Raw genomic sequence first — 18,570 nt, 5'->3', positions numbered from 1 at the left:
GCACAGGGCCCGCATCGAGATGTGTCACGTATCGTTGGTATTACGTGACGGAGGTGCAGAGCATGCGGTTGAACAGCAAAGGCCAGGTGACCATCCCGGCGGCGCTGCGGGCTCGGTACAACCTGCATGAGGGCGACGAGGTCGATGTGGTGGAGGACGGCGGCGCTCTGCGCATCGTGCGCGTGCACGGCGCTGACACCCGGGGGCAGCGCCTGGTCCACCACATGCGGGGCCGGGGCAGCGCCAAGGAGACCGAGCACATGTCGACCGAGGAGCTGATGGAGTTGCTGCGTGGCGAGTGACCGGCTCCGCGCCCTGCCTGCCCGCTCACCAGACTCGACGACGACCCTGGTCGACAGCAATGTGCTGCTGGACATCCTCACCGATGACCCCAAGTGGGCGGACTGGTCCGGAACCGCCCTCGCCGAAGCCCGCGACGCCGGCAACCTGGTGATCAACCCCATCGTGTACGCCGAGGTGTCGGTCCGTTTCGCCCGTATCGAAGAGCTGGACGAGGCGTTGCCCGCCGGGGACTTCCTCCGCGAGGAGTTGCCCTATCTGGCTGGCTTCCTCGCAGGCAAGGCGTACGCGCGGTACCGGAAGCTGGGCGGCACGAAGCGGTCGCCGGTAGCCGACTTCTACATCGGCGCACACGCGGCCGTGTGCCGGTACAACCTGCTGACCCGCGACGGGGCCCGATACCGCACCTACTTCCCGACCCTGACTCTGACCACACCGGGCAACTGACCGTCGCTCCCGTCGTCCGGCCGTCGCTGCGAGGCCGCCCCGTCGAGATCCACACGCGTTCAATGAAAGCGCGGTGTCGACGGGACCCGGATGCGGCGTTTTCCTGAAACCCGAGTGGATCTAGGTCGGGCGAGGGGCCTGGCCGGAATCAGACGGGCGGCTGCGGTGCCACAAATGAACCCTTGCCCTGGTGCACCTCGATCCAGCCCCGCTCATCCATGATCCACAGCGCACGCTTGATCGGGTTGTCGGACGAGTTGTACTGGCGGGCGAGTTCAGCAATGGTTGGCAGCTTGTCGCCGGGCTTGAGGGTGCCGCTCCGGATCGACGTCGTGATGTCATCGACGACCTGCTCGTAGACAGGCTTGCGGGGCATGGTGGACCACCTCTCGTCAGCCTGTACAGAGTCTCACCACGCGCGACATGGTCTGGACCCTGTGTTGACTCTGGCTACTTAGGGTTCTAAGTTGGACTGCGTCGGAGGCCCTCTCGTCAGCAGCGGAGTGCCTCGTCAGAGGTGAGGTGGATTTCCTGTCATCCCCCCCCGACCTGCATCCCCCATCACCCACCACTTCCAGCACCCATTACCTCCATCACCCGTCAATCCGTCGCGCCGCGAGGAGGCACAGTTGGACGAGCGTTTGCCGGACGGGCCGTTGCCGCCCGTCCATCCCGTTCCCGGGGCGCGGCCTCCGCAGCCGGACGGGGACCGTGTGCCCGGCCCGCCGATCCCGGAGCGGGCGCCGCTCACCCGGCGGCAGTACACCTACGGACTCGTGATCGCTGTGGTCGTACTCGGGCTGTTTGTGGTTGGGGTCCTGCGGTGAGCGCGACGGGCCGGCGGTGAACGAGCTGCCGGTGGGTCGCCGCGTCGCGCAGTGGCGGGTGCGGCGGAACATGACGCAGCAGCAGTTCGCCGACCGGCTCGGCAAGTCGAAGAGTTGGGTGGACAAGGTCGAGCGTGGGGTACGCCGGCTGGAGCGGGTGTCCAACCTCCGGGAGGTCGCCGAGACGCTGCGCATCGACGTGGAGGTCCTGCTGGCGGCCCGGCCGGTGCGGCCGACTCCGGTCGCCGCCGGGGTGGACGGGATCCGGACGGCGCTGGCCCGCTACCACCTGGCCGGTGCGGACCGACCGCCGGTGGTGGAGGAGTTGCGGGCCCGGCTGGAGCATGCCGAGCAGAGCTATCGGCACGCCCGGTACGCGGCGTTGCTGGCCCTGCTGCCCGGCCTGCTCGACGCCGTCCGCGAAGCGCAGGCAGTTCGGCCCGGCGCGACGGACGCCCTGCTGGTGTCGGTGTACGCGCTCATCGCGCTGGTGCTGGTCAAGGTCGACCAGGGGGAGTTGGCCTGGTTGGCCGCCGATCGTGGGATGACCGTCGCCCTGGCGACCCACGATCCGCAGGTGACCGGCTTCGCGACCGTGTCACTGAGTCAGGCCCTGCGCTCTCGTGGTCGACGGCGGTCCGCCCTGGACGCCGCGCTCGTCGCCGCTGACCGCATCGACGCGCAAGGGTTCGGCAATGGGTCACCGGCCGGCGGGGCGCTGTGCGGGACGCTGCTCCTTCAAGCCGCCCTCGCCGCCGCAGGCGGGGGAAACGAACGCCTCGCCCGCCAGTCACTCGACCAGGCCGCGACGATCGCCCGAGACATCGGCCCGGACGGCGGCGGGGGTGGCGCGGGCTCTGGTGGTGCTGGCTTCGGTGGTGCTGGCTTCGGTGGTGCTGGCTTCGGGGTCGGGGGGTTCGGTCGGGCGGCAGTTGAGGCGGCCCGGGCGGTGGCCGAGGCGGCCCTCGGCGACGCCACCACGGCGACGGCTCGGCACGAGCGGCTGGTGGCTGGCGAGGAGTGGCGGTGGCTGCCGCCCGAGCACCGGGCGGCGCACCTCCTTGATGTCGCCCGCGTTTACGCCCTGGCCGGCGACATGCGCCGCGCGGGCTGGGCGGTTCTCGACGCGGAGCGCACCGCGCGTAGTGAGGTGCACGACCGGCCGGCGGTACGGAAGCTGGTCGCGGTCGTGGGGAGGTCCGCCGACGCGCCGGCCGGCGTGGCCCAGCTGGCCGCCACCCTCCACGTCACGTGACGCACGCCCCGCGGTCGGGCAGCGGGCAACTGCCTCGTTGGCTATCTGCGTCGGTGGTAGTGGTTGCGGCGGGGGAGCTGTTCGGGGTCCAGCCAGGCCGGCGGCACGAACTCGGGGTGCCGGTCGCCGCCGAGCTGGACGGCCCAGTCGCCGTGGTGCAGGTGTCGGTGGTGGTGGCCGCAGAGCAGCACGGCGTTGTCGAGGCTGGTGTCGCCGCCGTCGGCCCAGTGCCGGATGTGGTGGCCCTCGCACCAGCGGGGCGGGCGATCACAGCCCGGGAAGGTGCAGCCCCGGTCGCGCAGCACCAGGGCGCGTCGCAGCGGACCGCCGATGAGGCGGCGTTGCCGGCCGACGTCGAGGACCTGGCCGGCGCCGTCGAGCACGGCGGGCAGGATGCTCGCGTCACAGGCCAAGCGGCGCACGGCCCCTGCGGTGAGATGCGCGCCGATGTCGAGAGCGCCGCTGCCCAACTGCCGGGTCAGCCCGTCGTAGCTGCTGGTGACGACGACCTGAGTGAGGTCGCCGCCGTTTTCGGGCAGCTCACCGGTACGAAGGACGAGCCGGCACACGTCGGCGAGGGCGTCGTGGCGGCGTTGCCCCGGGGTGCGGGTGTCGTCGGGCCCGCAGGGCGCGGTCAGCGGGTCGATCGCGGCGCGCAGCACGGCGGCGGCTTCGGTGTCGAGGATGCCGGTGAGGCGTAGCCGACCGTCGGTCTGCTCGCTGATGGTGACGTGTCGATCGCGCGCGGCCCGGGACTCCTGCGCCCGCAGCGCCGCCTCGGCGGCCGCGTCGGCGACCTCCGGGGCGACGTGGTCGAGGATGCGGGTGCCGAGCCTGCGTAACAGGGCGGCGTCGAATTGCGCCGCCCAGTCGACGAGGACGCCGACGGCCTTGTCGGCAGCCTCCGTGCCGGCGGTGGCGTGGACGGTTTCCACCGTCTCGACGATGACCCGGACCTGCTCCACGTCGACAGACCCGCCGCACAACGCGTCACGCACCCCCGGCGGGGCGGCGTCGAGCGTCGCGGCCAGCTCGACCAGACGGCGGGCGACACCGACGCCGAGGCGCAGCCGGTCCCGCAGCCACACGGCCGTCGAGGACGCGCCCTGCGCTGTCGCGGTGCCGCGGCCGTCCAGCTCGCGCACGAGGGTGAGCTTGACCGCCGCCAGGCGCTGCTCCAGGCGATGCGTCGCATCCAGAGCTGCTACGAGATCGTGCTCGCTGACAGCCCAGGCGGCCGTGTCGAAGCAGGCCGCCACCGCGGCCTCCGCCTGCTCCAACGCATCGATCACGACTAGAGACTAGGACAGGTGTACGACACTTCCGGCGCCGGCCGCTCCGCGCGTTTCTGAGCCGTCAGCCGAGCGACCGTCAGCCGACCTGCCGTTGGTGGTCCGGCCGGAGCGGATCGCCGCACAGCCGAACGCGCCGAGGTGACGTAGCCTCCGACCATGATCGAACCGGTGAGGGTCGCGATTGTTGGGGTCGGCAACAACACGTCGGCACTGGTGCAGGGGCTTGCTCTCTACCGCCAGAGCGGCAGCCTGGTCGGAATCCGCAGGCCGATGATCGACGGGCTCGGGGTGGGGGATGTCGACGTCGTGGCGGCCTTCGCCACCTCCGCGGAGAAGATCGGTCGGGACCTGACCGAGGCGATCTTCCTAGCGCCCAACAACTTTCCTCGGCTGAACTGCGACCTGCCCACAGCGGGCGTGCCGGTCACGAAGGGCCTCGTCGACGCGACCGAGGTGCCGCGGGTGGCAGCGGCACTGGCGGGGGCGGAGGTGCTGCTCTACTCCGCGCCGAGTGGCCGGCCGGAGACCGCGCGGGCGTACGCCGAGGCGGCCCTTACCGCGGGTGCCGCCTTCATCAACACCACGGCCGACCCGGTCGCTCGTGATCCACACCTGCTGACCAGGTTCGAGGCGGCCGGTCTGCCGCTGCTCGGCGACGACCTGGCCAGCCAGTTCGGCACCTCGGTGCTGCACAAGGCGCTGCTGCGGCTGCTTGAGGAACGCGGCCTCACCCTGGTCAGCTCCTACCAGGTCAATCTTGGCGGCACCGAAGACTTCCGCAACCTGGTCGAGAACCCCAACACCAAGAAGCAGTCCAAGCTCAACGCCCTGTCGGGCGCTGACCGTGTCGAGGTGGCCCCGCTCGGTTACCTGCCGCATCTCGCGTCGCAGAAGGTGGCTCACCTCAACCTTGAGGCGCAGGGTTGGGGTGAGACCTCGGTCAGCCTCGACGTGAAGCTGAAGGTGCACGATCCGAGCGGTGCCGCCGGCGTCAACATCGACCTCATCCGCATCGCCGCGAGCGCGCTACGGGACGGGCGTGGTGGTCATTGCGCCGAGGCGTCGTCGTTGCTCAAGTCCCCGCCGGGAACGGCGATCTGAAGCCCCTCAGGCCGCGCCGACCGAGCGGTAGATGTCGAGCGTCTGCCGGGCGATGGCGTCCCAGGAGAAGTGCTGCACCGCGCGCCGCCGGCCAGCCTGGCCGAACCGGGCGGTGCGCGCCGGGTCGGCGAGCAGCGTGTTGATCGCCGACGCCAGGTCGGCGACGAACTTCTCCGGCTCCAGCGGGGTCCCGGACCCGTCGGTCACCTGCTCGATCGGCACCAGCAGGCCCGTCTCGTCGTCGGCCACGACCTCGGGGATGCCGCCGGTCGCGGTCGCCACCACTGCCGTCTCGCAGGCCATCGCCTCCAGGTTGACGATGCCCATCGGCTCGTAGATCGACGGGCAGGCGAAGACTGTGGCATGCGTGAGCACCTGGATCACTTCGGGCTTGGGCAGCATCTCGGCCACCCAGACCACGCCGGAGCGGTTGGCGCGCAGCTCGGCGACCAGCCCCTCCACCTCGGCGGCGATCTCGGCGGTGTCCGGAGCGCCGGCGAGCAGGACGAGCTGGGTGTCCGCCGGCAACTCCCGGGCGGCCCGCAGCAGGTACGGCAGCCCCTTCTGCCGGGTGATCCTGCCCACGTAGACCACGCTGGGGCGGGACGGGTCGACGCCGAGCCGGTCGAGCACGTCGGTGCCGTGATCCGGGGCGTACTGAATGGTGTCGATGCCGTTGTAGACAACCCGGACCCGGTCGGGGTCGATCCGCGGGTACGCGGTGAGCACGTCGTTGCGCATCCCGCCGCTGACCGCGATCACCGCGTCGGCGGCCTCCATGGCGGTGCGCTCGATCCAGGAGGAGAGCGCGTAACCGCCGCCGAGCTGCTCGGCCTTCCACGGGCGCAGCGGCTCCAGGCTGTGCGCGGTCACCACGTGCGGCACCCCGTGCAGCAGCTTCGCGGTGTGGCCGGCCAGGTTCGCGTACCAGGTGTGGCTGTGCACCACGTCGGTGCCGGCCGCGCCGGCGGCCATCTCCAGGTCCACGCCCATCGTGCGCAGCGCGGCGTTCGCGCCGGTCAGGCCGGGCGGTTCGGGGTACGCGGTGACGCCCTGCTCGGTGCGCGGCAGACCGAAGCAGTGCACGCGTACGTCGGCGAGGCGGCGCAACTCCCGAGCCAGGTACTCGACGTGCACGCCCGCGCCGCCGTAGACCTCCGGTGGGTACTCGCGGGTGAGCAGATCGACGCGCAGGGGGGTTGGTTCCGTCATGACCCCGCACCCTAGTGCAGAAGACTCCCCGTACGAGTGGTGAAGTCCGACGCGGGTGGATAGCGTCGGGGCATGGCTGCCAAGGTGCTCGCGATCGTCCTGGCGGGTGGGGAGGGCAAGCGCCTGATGCCACTCACCACGGATCGGGCCAAGCCGGCCGTCCCGTTCGGCGGGATGTACCGCATGGTCGACTTCGTCCTCTCCAACCTGGCCAACGCCGGCTATCTCAAGATCGTCGTGCTGACCCAGTACAAGTCCCACTCCCTCGACCGACACATCACCAAGACCTGGCGGATGTCCACGCTGCTCGGCAACTACGTCACCCCGGTGCCCGCGCAGCAGCGTCGTGGCCCGTGGTGGTTCGCCGGCTCGGCCGACGCCATCTACCAGAGCTTCAACCTCATCAACGACGAGCAGCCCGACTACGTGATCGTCTTCGGCGCCGACCACATCTACCGGATGGACCCGCGGCAGATGGTGGAGGACCACATCGCCTCCGGCGCGGCGGTGACAGTCGCCGGCATCCGCCAGCCGCTGTCGATGGCCGACCAGTTCGGCGTCATCGAGGTCGGCGAGGACGGCAAGCGGATCCGGGCGTTCCGCGAGAAGCCCACCGACGCGGTCGGCCTGCCCGACGCGCCGGGCGAGATCTACGCCTCGATGGGCAACTACGTCTTCACCACCCGGGCGCTCTGCGAGGCTGTCGAGCGCGACGCCGAAGACAAGTCCAGCAAGCACGACATGGGCGGCAGCATCATCCCGATGCTCGTCGAGCGCGGCGAGGCCAACGTCTACGACTTCCGCGACAACGAGGTGCCGGGCAGCACCGACCGTGATCGCGGCTACTGGCGGGACGTGGGAACGCTCGACTCGTTCTACGACGCGCACATGGATCTGATCAACGTGCACCCCGTCTTCAACATGTACAACTTCGACTGGCCGATCTACACCGAGCAGCCGCCGTGGCCGCCGGCGAAGTTCGTCCACCAGTGGGGTGAGCGGGTCGGCCGGGCGGTCGGCTCGATGGTCTCCCCGGGCGTGGTGATCTCCGGCTCGCTGGTGGAGAACTCGATCGTCTCGCCGAAGGTGCGGGTGCACTCCTGGGCGCACGTCGAGGGCTCGGTGCTGATGGAGGGTGTGGAGATCGGCCGGCACGCGGTGGTCCGGCGGGCCATCCTGGACAAGAACGTGTTCGTCCCGGAGGGCGTCGAGATCGGCGTCGACCTGGAGAAGGACCGGCAGCGCTACACAGTCTCCGACAACGGCATCGTGGTGATCGGCAAGGGCCAGAAGGTCGTGCCGTGACCGACCAGCACTCCCCGAGGAGGATCCCGCAGTGACCCACCCCCGTGCCGGCCAGCCCGCCGAGCCCGCCGACCTGGTCGACGTGCCGCGCCTGGTGACCGCCTACTACGCCGAGCATCCGGATCCCGCGGACCCGGCCCAGCAGGTCTCCTTCGGCACCTCCGGCCACCGCGGCTCCAGCCTGCGCAACGCGTTCAACTCCGACCACATCCTGGCGGTCACCCAGGCGCTCTGCGACTACCGGCGCGAGCAGGGGCTGGACGGGCCGCTCTTCCTCGCCCGGGACACCCACGCGCTCTCCGCGCCGGCCGCTGTGGACGCCCTGGAGGTGCTCGCCGCCAACGGTGTCACAGTGCTGCTGGACAGCCGTGACGGCTACACCCCGACCCCGGCGCTGTCGCACGCGATCCTCAGGCACAATCGGGGGCGGACCAGCGGGCTCGCCGACGGCATCGTCATCACCCCGTCGCACAACCCGCCCGACGACGGCGGTTTCAAGTACAACCCCACGAACGGCGGGCCGGCCGACACCGACGTGACCCGGTGGATCCAGGACCGGGCCAACACCATCCTCGCCGCCGGGCTCAAGGAGGTCCGCCGGATCACCTACGCGCGGGCGCGGGCCGCCGACACCACCGGGGAGTACGACTTCCTCGCCAACTACGTCGACGATCTGCCGGCGGCGATCGACATCGACGCCATCCGTGACGCGGGTGTCCGGATCGGCGCGGACCCGCTGGGCGGGGCGAGCGTGGCGTACTGGGGTGAGATCGCCGAGCGGCACCGGCTGGATCTGACAGTTGTCAACCCGACGGTCGACCCGACCTGGCGGTTCATGACCCTGGACGGCGACGGCAAGATCCGGATGGACTGCTCCTCGCCGAACGCGATGGCGTCGCTGATCGCCGCGCGGGCCGACTACCAGATCTCCACGGGCAACGACGCCGACGCCGACCGGCACGGCATCGTCACCCCGGACGCCGGGCTGATGAATCCCAACCACTACCTGGCGGTGGCGATTCGTCACCTGTTCCGCACCCGCACCGAGTGGGGGCCGGCCGCCGCGGTGGGCAAGACCCTGGTCTCCTCGTCGATGATCGACCGGGTCGCCGCCGACCTCGGTCGGCCGCTGTTGGAGGTGCCGGTCGGCTTCAAGTGGTTCGTGCCCGGCCTGCTGGACGGCGCTGTCGGCTTCGGTGGCGAGGAGAGCGCCGGGGCGTCGTTCCTGCGGCGTGACGGCTCGACCTGGACCACCGACAAGGACGGCCTGCTGCTCTGCCTGCTCGCCGCCGAGATCCAGGCCACCACCGGCCGCAGCCCGAGCGAGCACTGGGCGGAGTTGGCCGAGCGTTTCGGCGCGCCCGCGTACGCCCGGATCGACGCCCCGGCCACCCGGGAGCAGAAGGCCGTGCTCGGCAAGCTCTCCCCGGAGCAGGTCACCGCCACCGAGCTCGCCGGTGAGCCGATCACCGCGACGCTGACCACAGCCCCCGGTAACGGCGCACCGATCGGCGGCCTCAAGGTCACCACCGAATCCGGCTGGTTCGCCGCCCGCCCGTCCGGCACCGAGGACGTCTACAAGATCTACGCCGAGTCGTTCCAGGGCCCGGAGCACCTTCGCCGTCTCCAGCAGGAGGCCCAGGACCTCGTCACGCAGGTTCTCGGCTGAGCCGTCGGGCTACTTCTCACCGCAGCGGGGCCGACGCCGGAAGGCGTCGGCCCCGTTCCCGTGAGGTCAGCGGGCCAGCGAGGTCAGCGGGCCAGCGGTATGCCCCCGCGCCGTTGGGGGAGCGAGCCGTTCAGGATGCCGCAGAGCCGGGCGAGCTGGTCGATGACCTTGGCAGGTTCGTCGAACGGGTCCAGTCCACTGACCTCAAGGGGGTCCAGGGCTGGAACTGTCACGTGCGAGATCAGCGGGTGCAGCGGTCGGTGGTCGGCCTCGCCCTGACCGAGCAGGTCCTCGTGCAGCTTCTCCCCGGGGCGTAGCCCGGTGTAGACGATCGGGACGGGGCTGGCCGCCTGCTCGACCATGCGGCGGGCGAGGTCGTCGATCCGGACCGGCTCGCCCATGTCGAGCACCAGCGCCTCCCCGTCGCGGCCGATGGCGGCTGCCTGGAGGACCAGGTGGACCGCCTCCTGCACCGTCATCAGGTACCGGGTCACGTTGGGGTCGGTGACGGTCAGTGGCTGCCTCGCCTCGATCTGCCGTTGGAAGGCGGTCACCACCGAGCCCCGACTGCTCAGGACGTTGCCGAACCGGACGCTCAGGAAGGTGCCCGGGTAGGTCGCCGCAGCGTGCGCGGTCAGCATCTCGGTGATGCGCTTCGAGTAGCCGAGCACGCTGATCGGGTCGGCGGCCTTGTCGGTGGAGATGTTGACGAAACGGGCGACGTCCCGGCACGCGTCCAGAACTGTGAGCGTCCCCCAGACGTTGGTCTTGACCGCCTCGCCCGGGTGCCGTTCCAGCAGGGTCAGGTGCTTCAGCGCGGCGGCGTGGAAGACGATCTCGGGGCGGCGTTCCCGCATGATGCGTCGGATGCCCTCGTCGTCGCGCAGGTCGGCGAGGATGAGTTCCGGGCCGTCCAGCAGCGCGCGCCCGGTGAGCGACATCTGAAGGCTGTGCAGGGCCGACTCGTCCCGGTCCAGCATCATCAGCTCACCGGGGTTGGCGCGCATGATCTGCCGGCACAGTTCCGAGCCGATCGAGCCCCCGGCGCCGGTGACCAGAACGCGCCGACCGGTGAGCCCGTTGTCGTCCAGCGTCAGGTCGCCGACCACCTGGCGTCGGCCGAGCAGGTCACTGATCTGGACGTCCCGCACGTCGCTGACTGTGATGCGGTGATCCACCAGCTCCCGGACCGGTGGCAGGACCTTGAACGCCGCGCCGGTGCGCAGGGTCGCCTCCCGCACCTCGCGGATCAGCGTGGCGTCGGCGTTGGCCACCGCGAAGATCACTGTGGTGGCGCCGGTGCGGCGGATCACGTCGACGAGGTGCTGCCGGCCGCCCAGCACCGGGACACCGGCGATGCGCAGGTCGTGTTTGCCCGGGTCGTCGTCGAGCGCGCCGACGGGCAGATAGCGGCCCTTCGGGTCGCTGAGCATCGCGCGTACCAGCCCCTGCCCGGCCTCGCCGAGACCGAAGAGCAGCACCGGGGTCGCCGAGCGGGCGTCCGGTCGCATCGCACGGTCCCGCCGGTGGCGGTGCAGGAGGCGGCAGCTGAGCATCAGCAGCAGCGCCAGCGCGGCACCGATCACGGGGGTGCTGGCCGGCACCGGACGTTCGCCCAGCGCGAGAAGGGCGACGAGGACGATCGCCGCCGTGGTGGCGGTGGTGCCGGCGAGCCCCCGAACCTCCTCGACGGTGCCGAGGGGCTGACGACCGGACCGAATGCGACGCAGTGCGCTGACGCCGACGTGCAGCACGGCGGCCCCGCCGCCGAGCAGTACCGCGTTGACCGCCTGATCGACTGTGAGAGCTAGTTCGTACCTCGCCCAGCCCGCGACCGTGAACCCGCCGACCCAGCCGAGGGCGTCGGCGGCGAGGAAGATGGCGGTCCGACGACGACTCACCCTGGCCCGGCCGGTGGCTGTTGATGTCGTTGGCTCAACCCGTTGTATCTCCGGCGGCATCTACGACTCCCTGTCCTGTCCGTGGCCGGGGGTGACCCAGGGCAGGTCAGGGGGCCACGTACGTCCCCTCACTGCTTAGCGGAATATGCGCCGCAGAATCCGGTTTTCACATTTCTATGACCGGTTGTCTGATTTAGTGTCGGGAATCCCGATGGGAGTGCCGTTACCGGTGCGGCTCTTCGCGGCGGCCGAGCTGGCGACGCAGGCTCTCGGGAAGCAGCTCGCGAAGCTGCTCCGGCAACAGGGGCAGATCCAGCAGCCCCAGCTTGAGCTGATTGCGTTCCTGGTGGCGGCGCGGATCGAGGCGGACCACCAGGCCGGCGTCGTGGCGGTAGTGCACCTCCACAGCGCCCGTCGTCGACCGGTTGCGGATCACCCGTCCGTCGACCTCCACCGAGACCGGCCCGGACCCGGGGCGCAGGTCCAGCCGCACCGTCTCCTCCGGCGAGAGCACCACCGACCGGGAGATGCCGGCCATCGGAGCGCTCGGCGTCACCACCACGGCTCGCGTCGCCGGGGAGATCAGCGGTCCGCCGGCGGCGTAGCTGTAGGCCGTCGACCCGGTCGGGGTGCACACGACCACCGCGTCACATCGGTAGTAGCCGTACTGTTGCCCGTCCACCGCCAGGGTGGCGCTGACGAAGCCCTGCCCCGGATGGCGGACCAGCGCGATGTCGTTGAACGCGACGACGTCGTCGCCGCAGACGGTGCAGGCCAGACAGCTGTGTGCCTCGAGGGTGTACTCGCCGGTCAGCAGTCGGGCCAGCGCCGCCGGCAGGTCCGGCGGTTCGACCTCCACGAGGAACCCCAGCTTGCCCAGGTGTACGCCGAGCACCGGCTTCGGGTCGCGGACGGCCATCCGCAGCGCGCCCAGCATCGTGCCGTCACCGCCGATGGCGATCAACATGTCCGACCCGGGTGCCAGCTCCCCCTCCGGCACCGCCCGGACCGCCTCGGGCACCCGGTGCCGGTCCTGTTCACGAACCGTCAGGGCGGCGTGGTGCTGGGCGGCCCAGGCCACGATCGTGCCCACCACCGGGGACGCGTCCCGGGTGGGATGGAGCACCAGCCCGAGCCGGAACCGATCCATATGCCCAGCTCATCACAGTTTGGGTGTCCGGCACGGGCCTACGCGCAACGACCGCGTACGCAAGGGCGTTTCGCCTGGTCGGGTGGCTCGTTGGATCAGGAGCGACCATCCACATCCCAAAGGGGGCCCGCGCGCAATGACCTGGCCCGGGGCTGCCCTCGACCCCGGCGGGGCGACCGGTGCGACCGAGGCGCGGACGGCTCCGCCAACCGCAGACCGGGTGTCGGGTCCCCAGCGGGATCTCGTTGGTCGGGTGCTCCGCTGCTACCCGGTGACCGTCGTCGTGCTCGCCCCGTACGCGCTGCTCATCCTGCCGATGGCGATCTTCTACCGGAATCCGGAGACCGGCTTCATCGTCTCCCTGGTCGGGCTCGCGTTGCTGGGCAGCGTCGCCGTCGAGACGATCGGCAGGTTGTCCGGACGCGCTGACCCGCGCTGGCGAGATGGCTTCCGGCGCGCCCACGCCCGGTATCCGTGGCTCTATCCGGTCGCCGTCGGTGTCACGCTGACCAGCGTCGCCGCGAACGTGCTCGGGGCCCACCTCGGTCGGGGAACCATCGTCAACCAGGTCTCCGGTGACCTGGCCGGCGGGCCGCTCGCCATGGTGAGCACGCTCTTCTCGGGGTGGACGGCCCTGGGCTTCGCGTTGCTGGTGGCCAGCCACCTGGGTGGTCGGCTGTCGCGGGCGAAGCTGTACGGCTGGCTGGCCGTCGTGGTCGGGGCGGAGGCCTACATCGCCGTGTTGACGGCCAGATCGGCGCCGCTGGTCGCGCTGCTGTTCTTCGTGGCCTCCACCGGGGCGCTCTGCGGCGTCTTCCGACTACGCCACCTGGCGTTCTGCGCGGTGGTGCTCTTTCTCGCCTGGCCGGCGGTGTTCGAGCACCGCAACGCCCTTCGGGAGGATCGCGGCGTCGCGGTGGACACCAAGGTCACCGCCACGGACCGGCTGCGACTGGACAGTCAGCTCAGCGTGGTGGCGGGCTTCGACGTCCCGGTCGACCTGGGCCAGCCCGGGGTGACCGACTACCTGCGGTACGGGCTGGTGCCCCGGGTGCTGGATCCGGACCGGCCCGCGATCTCCACCGGGCAGCGAATCAACCAGTACATCGGCGGCGGGCCGACATCGGCCTACACCTTCCTGCTACTGGGCAACATCTGGTTCTTCGACGGCGCGGTCGGCGTGGTCGTCGTGCACGCCTTCTGGGCCGCTGTGGCGTCGGTGCTGCTGCGCTGGCGGGGGCCGCCGGGCCCGATCCGGCTGAGCCTCTTCTGCCTGGTGCTCTTCGACCCGCTGCTCTGGTCCAACACCTACCCGGACTCCACCATCAGCTTTCTGCAACACGTGGTGGCGGCGACGCCGGTCTTCGTCCTGCTGGGGCTCAGCCGCCGCTCCCTGCACGGGGCCCGCAAACGCCCGGACACTCCTCGGTTGCCCACGGTCCCGGGGGCGCCCCGGTGACCGTACGGGTCGGCCGGCACGCGGTCGGCCGGCCTGATGTCCCAGCCGGTCCACGCGCCGGTCGCCGGGCGCTGCTCGCGCTGGTCGTCGGCGGGCTCTCCAGTGGTGGCAACCTGCTGCTGGCGATCACCGTGACCCGACTGGAGTCGGTCGGTGGGCTGGGTCAGTTCGCACTGGCCTTCTCGTTCTACATCGTCGGCTCCGGGTTGGTGCGCAGCACCGTTACCGACACCGTGCTGGCCACCGGGGTCGGGGTGGCGTCGGCCGCCCGGCGGGCGATCCTGCTCGGCCTCGTCGGTGGCACAGTGGTCGGCGCGGCCGGCGCGGCGTACGGCTCGCCCTACCTGCTGTTCGCGGGTCTCGCCCTGCCCGGGTTGGTCCTCTACGACTACACCAAGGCGGTCGCCGTCGGCATCGGCGCTCCCTCGGCGGCGATGGCCCAGGAGATCGCCTGGGCGGCGCTCACCGGGTGTGCCGCGCTGGCCGGCCTGCTCCGGGTGATCGACACGCCGTACGTCTTCGCCCTGTGGGCCGTCGGCGGCGCTCTGATCGGCGTGGTCGTCGCGGCCCGGCGCCGATACGCGCTGGTGCCCGGCTGGCGGGTCGGCCGGGCCGAGACCCGCGTCGCGGCGGGGTTCGGCGCGCAGTTCCTGCTGACCACCGGGTCGGCGCAGCTGGCGTTGACCGCTGTGGCGCTGGTCGCCGGCACGGCGGTGGTCGGCGCGTTGAGCGCCGGGCGCACGCTGCTGGGGCCGGTCAACCTGGTGCTGTCGACGGCGGCCACGCTGATCCTGCCGCAGTTGGCCCGCACCCGCGCCGAGTCCCGCGCGGTGCGGACGCGGGCGGCTGTCCGGCTGGCACTGCTGGTGGCCGCCGCCGTGCTGCCGCTGACCGTCGCGGTCGCCCTGCTGCCGGACGCGGTCGGCAAGGAACTGCTCGGCGCCAACTGGACCGTCGCCCGGAGCCTGCTGGTGCTGCTCGCGCTGGAGAGCCTGCTCGCCGTGCCGGCCACGATCGGCTTCGCCGGGCTGCGGGTCGAGCGGGCGAGCCGGCGGGCGATAGTGCTCGGCATCCTGCTCGGCGGGCTCCGCGTACCGGCGGTCGTCGCCGGGGCGGTCCTGTTCGGCGCGCCCGGCGCGGCCGCCGCGCTGGTCCTGCTGGCCCTGGTCAGCGCGGTCGCCTGGGGCGGCAGCTATCTCCTGCTGCTGCGAGACCGCGCGGCGGACCGCCCGCCGGCGGTCCAACCGGTCTGACCGCCAGGCCCGCGCCGACGGGGTCGGCGCGGGTCCGGCGGGTCAGACGATTGTCGCCAGGGCGGCGCGGACGCGCTCGACCACGGCCTTGACCGCCGGTTCGGCCAGATCGGCGTACGTGGGCAGGTTGATGCCACGCCGACTCAGGTCCTCGGTCACCGGGCAGTCCGCGCCCGGATCACGATGCGCGGGTAGGTCCGGGATCGGCACGAAGAACGGGCGGGTCTCCACGCCGAGCCGAGCGAGCGCACGGGCCAGCGCGTCCCGGGACGTCGCGTCGCCCTCGGCCCCGACGAGGAAGGCCGCCATCCAGGGCGCGCGGCGAACTCCGGAGGCCACCGGCTGCGCCGACAACGCCGGCTCGTCGGCCAACTGCTCCTCGTAACCGGCGATCACCCGGTCCCGCAGCACGATGATCTCGTCCGCCCGTTCCAGTTGGGCGCAGAGCACAGCGGCGCACAGGTTCGTCATCCGGTAGTTGTAGCCCAGCACCGGGAAGTAGTACCGCCGTTGCGGATCCATGCCCTGGTTACGCAGCAGGCGCATCCGATCGGCCAGGGCCGCGTCGGAGGTGGTCACGCAGCCGCCCTCGCCGGAGGTGAGCACCTTGTTGCCGAAGAACGAGAAGGTCGTGACGTCGGCGAGCGAGCCGGTGGGTCGCCCGTCGAGGGTGGCGCCGAACGACTCCGCCGCGTCGGCGACCAGGAGCAGACCGTGCCGGTCGCAGAGTTGGCGCAGGGCGGTGTAGTCGGCCGGGTGTCCGTACAGGTCGACGGCGATGACCGCCCGGGTACGCGGGCCGATCGCGGCGCGTACCCCGGCGGGGTCGACACACCAGCTTCCCCGCAGGACGTCCACGCAGACGGCGCGGGCGCCGCAGTACGCGACGGCGTTGGCGGTCGCCACGTAGGTCAGCGCGGGGACGATCACCTCGTCCCCCGGCCCGATACCGGCCGCCGCCAGGACCAGGTGCAGCGCGACAGTGCCGTTGCTGGTCGTCAGGGCGGCGTCGGCGGCGCAGCGCCTGGCGAAACGTTCCTCGAAGTCACGCAGGTACGGGCCCTGCGAGGAGATCCACCCGCTTCGCAGCGCGTCGACCACGTACCGTTCCTCCAGGGTGGAGAGGCTCGGTCGGGCCACCGGGTAGGTGTCGTCCGCGATGCTCATGTTCCATCCCCTCCGCTGGCCGCGGCGTCGTTGGCGGCCTCCGAGACGAACGGGGACCGTGGCACCGGGCCCGATCCGCCCCGCGCCGCCCAGCCCAGGACGTCCAGGTAGTCGCGGCCGGTGGCCGCCCAGGTGCGACCGGCCAGTCGGTCGTTCGCCCGCCTGGAGGCGGTGGCGTAGCGCTCCCGCTCGTCGAGCAGGTGCCGCACCGCGTCGGCGAGGGACCGTGGATCCCGCGCCCGGAAGACCGCCGCCTCGGCACGGTTGAACACCAACTGGTCGCGCAGCGGCTCGACGTCGGCGCAGGCGACCGGGAGACCCCAGGTGAACGCCTCCAGCATCGCGCCGCTGGCCGCCTCCCAGAGCGAGGGTACGACCACCGCGTCCGCTCGGGCGTAGATGGCGTTCAGCTCGTCCAGGCTGACGAAGCCGGGGAAGGACACCCGGCCGCGCAGGTCGGGTTGCGCGGCACGGGCGAGCAGCCGGCTCGCCTCGGGCTCGACCAGCGGCCCCGGGCAGATCAGGCGGCAGTCGGGCAGCAGCGCCATCGCCTCCAGCAGGGTCGCGTGGTTCTTGTGCTCAGCTGTGGACGACGGGTAGACCAGCAGCCCCGGCTCGGGCCGTGCGTGCGCGCGCTCCGGTGCGGGTTGGAACGCCGGGGTCGGGATGAGCACGGTCCGCTCCGCGGCCTCCGGGAAGAGGCGCAGGGTCTCCCGGTACGGATGCGGCCAGGTGACCACGATCGCCGCCGCGCGGGCCACGTTCTCCCGGACCACCGCCGCGAAGCCGGGGGCGTGGAACTCGCCCCCCAGGTGGCGTGTGTCGTGCAGGACGACGACCGAGGTGCCCGAACCGATCGGGGCGGAGTGGAACGGGAACAGGGTGACGTCGGTGTCGGCGTGCCGCGCGACCGACCGTTGCCGGACCGCGTTGACGGCGGTGCGAACCGTGCGGGAATTGCGCATCACCCTCGGCGTCCACCGGCGCAGCAGTTGGCCGGTGGGGTTGTCGGAGCGGAGCGGCTGCGCCACCTCGGTCCAGTCGATCCGTGCGTCGCGCACCTGTTCCCGCCACTGTGTGAGGGTGCCCCGCAGCACGTTCACCCGCAGGTCGCAGGAGTCGTCGGCGACCATGCCGGTCAACAGGCCGTAGGTGAAGGCTTCGAGCCCCGCGGCGTGACCGGGACGGATGGGTGCCGCGTCGACAGCGACCCTCACCGGTCCACCCGGACCAGTCGCCCCATTCGCTCGTCCTCGAGGAGTTGTCGATCGGCGTCGACCATGACCCGGACGAGGTCGCTGAAGAGCGTCTTCGGTGCCCATCCCAGGGTGCGTCGGGCCTTCGAGTAGTCGCCGATGAGGGCATCGACCTCCGCCGGGCGGAAGTAGGCGGGGTCCAGTTCCACGTACCGCTGCCAGTCCAGCCCGACCCGGTCGAACGCGGCCTCGACGAACTCGCGCACTGTGTGCCCCTCGCCGGTGGCGACCACGTAGTCGTCCGGGGTGTCCTGCTGGAGGGCGAGCCACATCGCCTCGACGTATTCCGGCGCGTAGCCCCAGTCCCGAACGGCGTCCAGGTTGCCCAGGTAGAGCTTGTCCTGGATGCCGGCCTCGATCCTTGCCACCGCGCGCGTGATCTTGCGGGTCACGAAGTTCTCGCCCCGGCGCGGGCTCTCGTGGTTGAACAGGATGCCGTTGGCGCAGAACATGTTCCAGGACTCGCGGTAGTTCACCGCCGACCAGTAGGCGTACACCTTGGCGCACGCGTACGGGCTGCGCGGGTGGAAGGGCGTCTCCTCGCGCTGCGGGGGCGGGGTCGAGCCGAACATCTCCGACGAGGACGCCTGGTAGAACCGGCAGCCGACGTCGGCGGAGCGGGCCGCCTCCATCATGCGCAGCGCCCCGAGTCCTGTGACGTCCGCCGTGTAGCCGGGGATGTCGAACGACACCCGGACGTGACTCTGCGCGCCCAGGTTGTAGATCTCGTGGGGGCGGATGTCCCGGATCAGCGCGGTCAGCGAGGCCGGGTCGGAGAGGTCGCTGTAGTGGAGGAAGAGGCGGGCGTCGCCGCTGCGCGGATGGACGTCCACGTGGTCGATCCGCTCGGTGTTGAAAGAGGACGACCGCCGTTTGATGCCGTGCACCGTGTATCCCTTGTCGAGCAGGAACTCCGACAGGTAACTGCCGTCCTGACCGGTGATGCCGGATATGAGTGCCGTTCGTGACATGA

17 protein-coding genes are annotated in these 18,570 nt (G+C 71.2%); 9 read left to right on the top strand and 8 right to left on the bottom strand.

What is annotated here, in order from left to right:
• Positions 1 to 62: 62 nt before the first annotated feature.
• Both ABZS40_RS05410 and ABZS40_RS05405 read left to right on the top strand, forming a co-directional pair.
• Positions 63 to 302 carry an AbrB/MazE/SpoVT family DNA-binding domain-containing protein gene (locus tag ABZS40_RS05410; RefSeq protein ID WP_354942140.1) on the top strand — a complete coding sequence of 80 codons (240 nt, stop codon included), beginning with the start codon at positions 63 to 65 and terminating at the stop codon, positions 300 to 302.
• A complete protein-coding gene (locus ABZS40_RS05405) occupies positions 292 to 747 on the top strand; it encodes a type II toxin-antitoxin system VapC family toxin (RefSeq protein ID WP_354942139.1) in 456 nt (151 codons plus the stop codon). Before ABZS40_RS05410 ends, ABZS40_RS05405 begins: the two co-directional genes overlap by 11 nt.
• A 148-nt stretch (positions 748 to 895) precedes the next feature.
• On the opposite strand, the gene ABZS40_RS05400 is transcribed toward ABZS40_RS05405, so the two are convergent.
• Positions 896 to 1,123 carry a winged helix-turn-helix domain-containing protein gene (locus ABZS40_RS05400; RefSeq protein ID WP_354942138.1) on the bottom strand — a complete coding sequence of 76 codons (228 nt, stop codon included), beginning with the start codon at positions 1,121 to 1,123 and terminating at the stop codon, positions 896 to 898.
• Between the two features lie 253 nt (positions 1,124 to 1,376).
• Here ABZS40_RS05400 and ABZS40_RS05395 point away from each other — a divergent pair, with 253 nt between their 5' ends.
• Both ABZS40_RS05395 and ABZS40_RS05390 read left to right on the top strand, forming a co-directional pair.
• Complete coding sequence (locus ABZS40_RS05395) at positions 1,377 to 1,574, top strand: hypothetical protein (RefSeq protein ID WP_354942137.1); 198 nt, start codon at positions 1,377 to 1,379, stop codon at positions 1,572 to 1,574.
• 16 nt (positions 1,575 to 1,590) lie between these two features.
• Positions 1,591 to 2,829: a helix-turn-helix domain-containing protein gene (locus ABZS40_RS05390; RefSeq protein WP_354942136.1), complete on the top strand. Its 1,239-nt coding sequence runs from the start codon at positions 1,591 to 1,593 to the stop codon at positions 2,827 to 2,829.
• A gap of 41 nt (positions 2,830 to 2,870) precedes the next feature.
• On the opposite strand, the gene ABZS40_RS05385 is transcribed toward ABZS40_RS05390, so the two are convergent.
• The gene (locus tag ABZS40_RS05385) at positions 2,871 to 4,121 is read right to left on the bottom strand and encodes a DUF222 domain-containing protein (protein ID WP_354942135.1); all 1,251 of its coding nucleotides are present in this window, start codon (positions 4,119 to 4,121) and stop codon (positions 2,871 to 2,873) included.
• 159 nt (positions 4,122 to 4,280) lie between these two features.
• Between ABZS40_RS05385 and ABZS40_RS05380 the strand changes: the two genes are divergently transcribed.
• Entirely contained in the window at positions 4,281 to 5,225 is a 945-nt protein-coding gene (locus tag ABZS40_RS05380) for an inositol-3-phosphate synthase (protein ID WP_354942134.1), read from the top strand.
• Between the two features lie 6 nt (positions 5,226 to 5,231).
• Here ABZS40_RS05380 and glgA read toward each other — a convergent pair whose 3' ends face one another.
• Positions 5,232 to 6,437 carry a glycogen synthase gene (gene glgA / locus ABZS40_RS05375; protein ID WP_354942133.1) on the bottom strand — a complete coding sequence of 402 codons (1,206 nt, stop codon included), beginning with the start codon at positions 6,435 to 6,437 and terminating at the stop codon, positions 5,232 to 5,234.
• Between the two features lie 72 nt (positions 6,438 to 6,509).
• On the opposite strand from glgA, the gene glgC reads away from it, so the two are divergent.
• Entirely contained in the window at positions 6,510 to 7,742 is a 1,233-nt protein-coding gene (glgC, locus tag ABZS40_RS05370) for a glucose-1-phosphate adenylyltransferase (RefSeq protein ID WP_354942132.1), read from the top strand.
• A 31-nt stretch (positions 7,743 to 7,773) separates the two neighbouring features.
• On the top strand, positions 7,774 to 9,411 hold the full coding sequence (gene pgm / locus ABZS40_RS05365; protein ID WP_354942131.1) for a phosphoglucomutase (alpha-D-glucose-1,6-bisphosphate-dependent): 1,638 nt from the start codon (positions 7,774 to 7,776) through the stop codon (positions 9,409 to 9,411).
• An 83-nt stretch (positions 9,412 to 9,494) separates the two neighbouring features.
• Here pgm and ABZS40_RS05360 read toward each other — a convergent pair whose 3' ends face one another.
• Positions 9,495 to 11,372 carry a nucleoside-diphosphate sugar epimerase/dehydratase gene (locus tag ABZS40_RS05360; protein WP_354942130.1) on the bottom strand — a complete coding sequence of 626 codons (1,878 nt, stop codon included), beginning with the start codon at positions 11,370 to 11,372 and terminating at the stop codon, positions 9,495 to 9,497.
• Positions 11,373 to 11,535: 163 nt separating this feature from the next.
• On the bottom strand, positions 11,536 to 12,462 hold the full coding sequence (locus tag ABZS40_RS05355; protein ID WP_354942129.1) for an NAD(+)/NADH kinase: 927 nt from the start codon (positions 12,460 to 12,462) through the stop codon (positions 11,536 to 11,538).
• A gap of 136 nt (positions 12,463 to 12,598) precedes the next feature.
• Here ABZS40_RS05355 and ABZS40_RS05350 point away from each other — a divergent pair, with 136 nt between their 5' ends.
• Complete coding sequence (locus ABZS40_RS05350) at positions 12,599 to 13,921, top strand: hypothetical protein (protein WP_354942128.1); 1,323 nt, start codon at positions 12,599 to 12,601, stop codon at positions 13,919 to 13,921.
• Positions 13,918 to 15,174, top strand: a complete 1,257-nt coding sequence (locus ABZS40_RS05345; protein WP_354942127.1) for a hypothetical protein — start codon at positions 13,918 to 13,920, stop codon at positions 15,172 to 15,174. The genes ABZS40_RS05350 and ABZS40_RS05345 overlap by 4 nt, the downstream gene beginning before the upstream one ends.
• 42 nt (positions 15,175 to 15,216) lie before the next feature.
• On the opposite strand, the gene ABZS40_RS05340 is transcribed toward ABZS40_RS05345, so the two are convergent.
• The 3 genes from ABZS40_RS05340 to gmd are packed head-to-tail and all read right to left on the bottom strand — an operon-like array spanning position 15,217 to position 18,568.
• On the bottom strand, positions 15,217 to 16,341 hold the full coding sequence (locus ABZS40_RS05340) for a DegT/DnrJ/EryC1/StrS family aminotransferase (RefSeq protein ID WP_354942126.1): 1,125 nt from the start codon (positions 16,339 to 16,341) through the stop codon (positions 15,217 to 15,219).
• Positions 16,338 to 17,558 carry a glycosyltransferase gene (locus ABZS40_RS05335; protein ID WP_354942125.1) on the bottom strand — a complete coding sequence of 407 codons (1,221 nt, stop codon included), beginning with the start codon at positions 17,556 to 17,558 and terminating at the stop codon, positions 16,338 to 16,340. Before ABZS40_RS05335 ends, ABZS40_RS05340 begins: the two co-directional genes overlap by 4 nt.
• Positions 17,555 to 18,568 (bottom strand): GDP-mannose 4,6-dehydratase, encoded by a 1,014-nt coding sequence (gene gmd / locus ABZS40_RS05330; protein ID WP_238677155.1) that lies wholly within the window; start codon positions 18,566 to 18,568, stop codon positions 17,555 to 17,557. Before gmd ends, ABZS40_RS05335 begins: the two co-directional genes overlap by 4 nt.
• Positions 18,569 to 18,570: the final 2 nt, after the last annotated feature.

Source organism: Micromonospora sp. NPDC005324, assembly GCF_040607155.1.
Lineage (GTDB): Bacteria > Actinomycetota > Actinomycetes > Mycobacteriales > Micromonosporaceae > Micromonospora > Micromonospora trifolii.
Note: the sequence above shows the minus strand (reverse complement) of the source record. Positions and strands in the feature narration are given on the sequence as shown.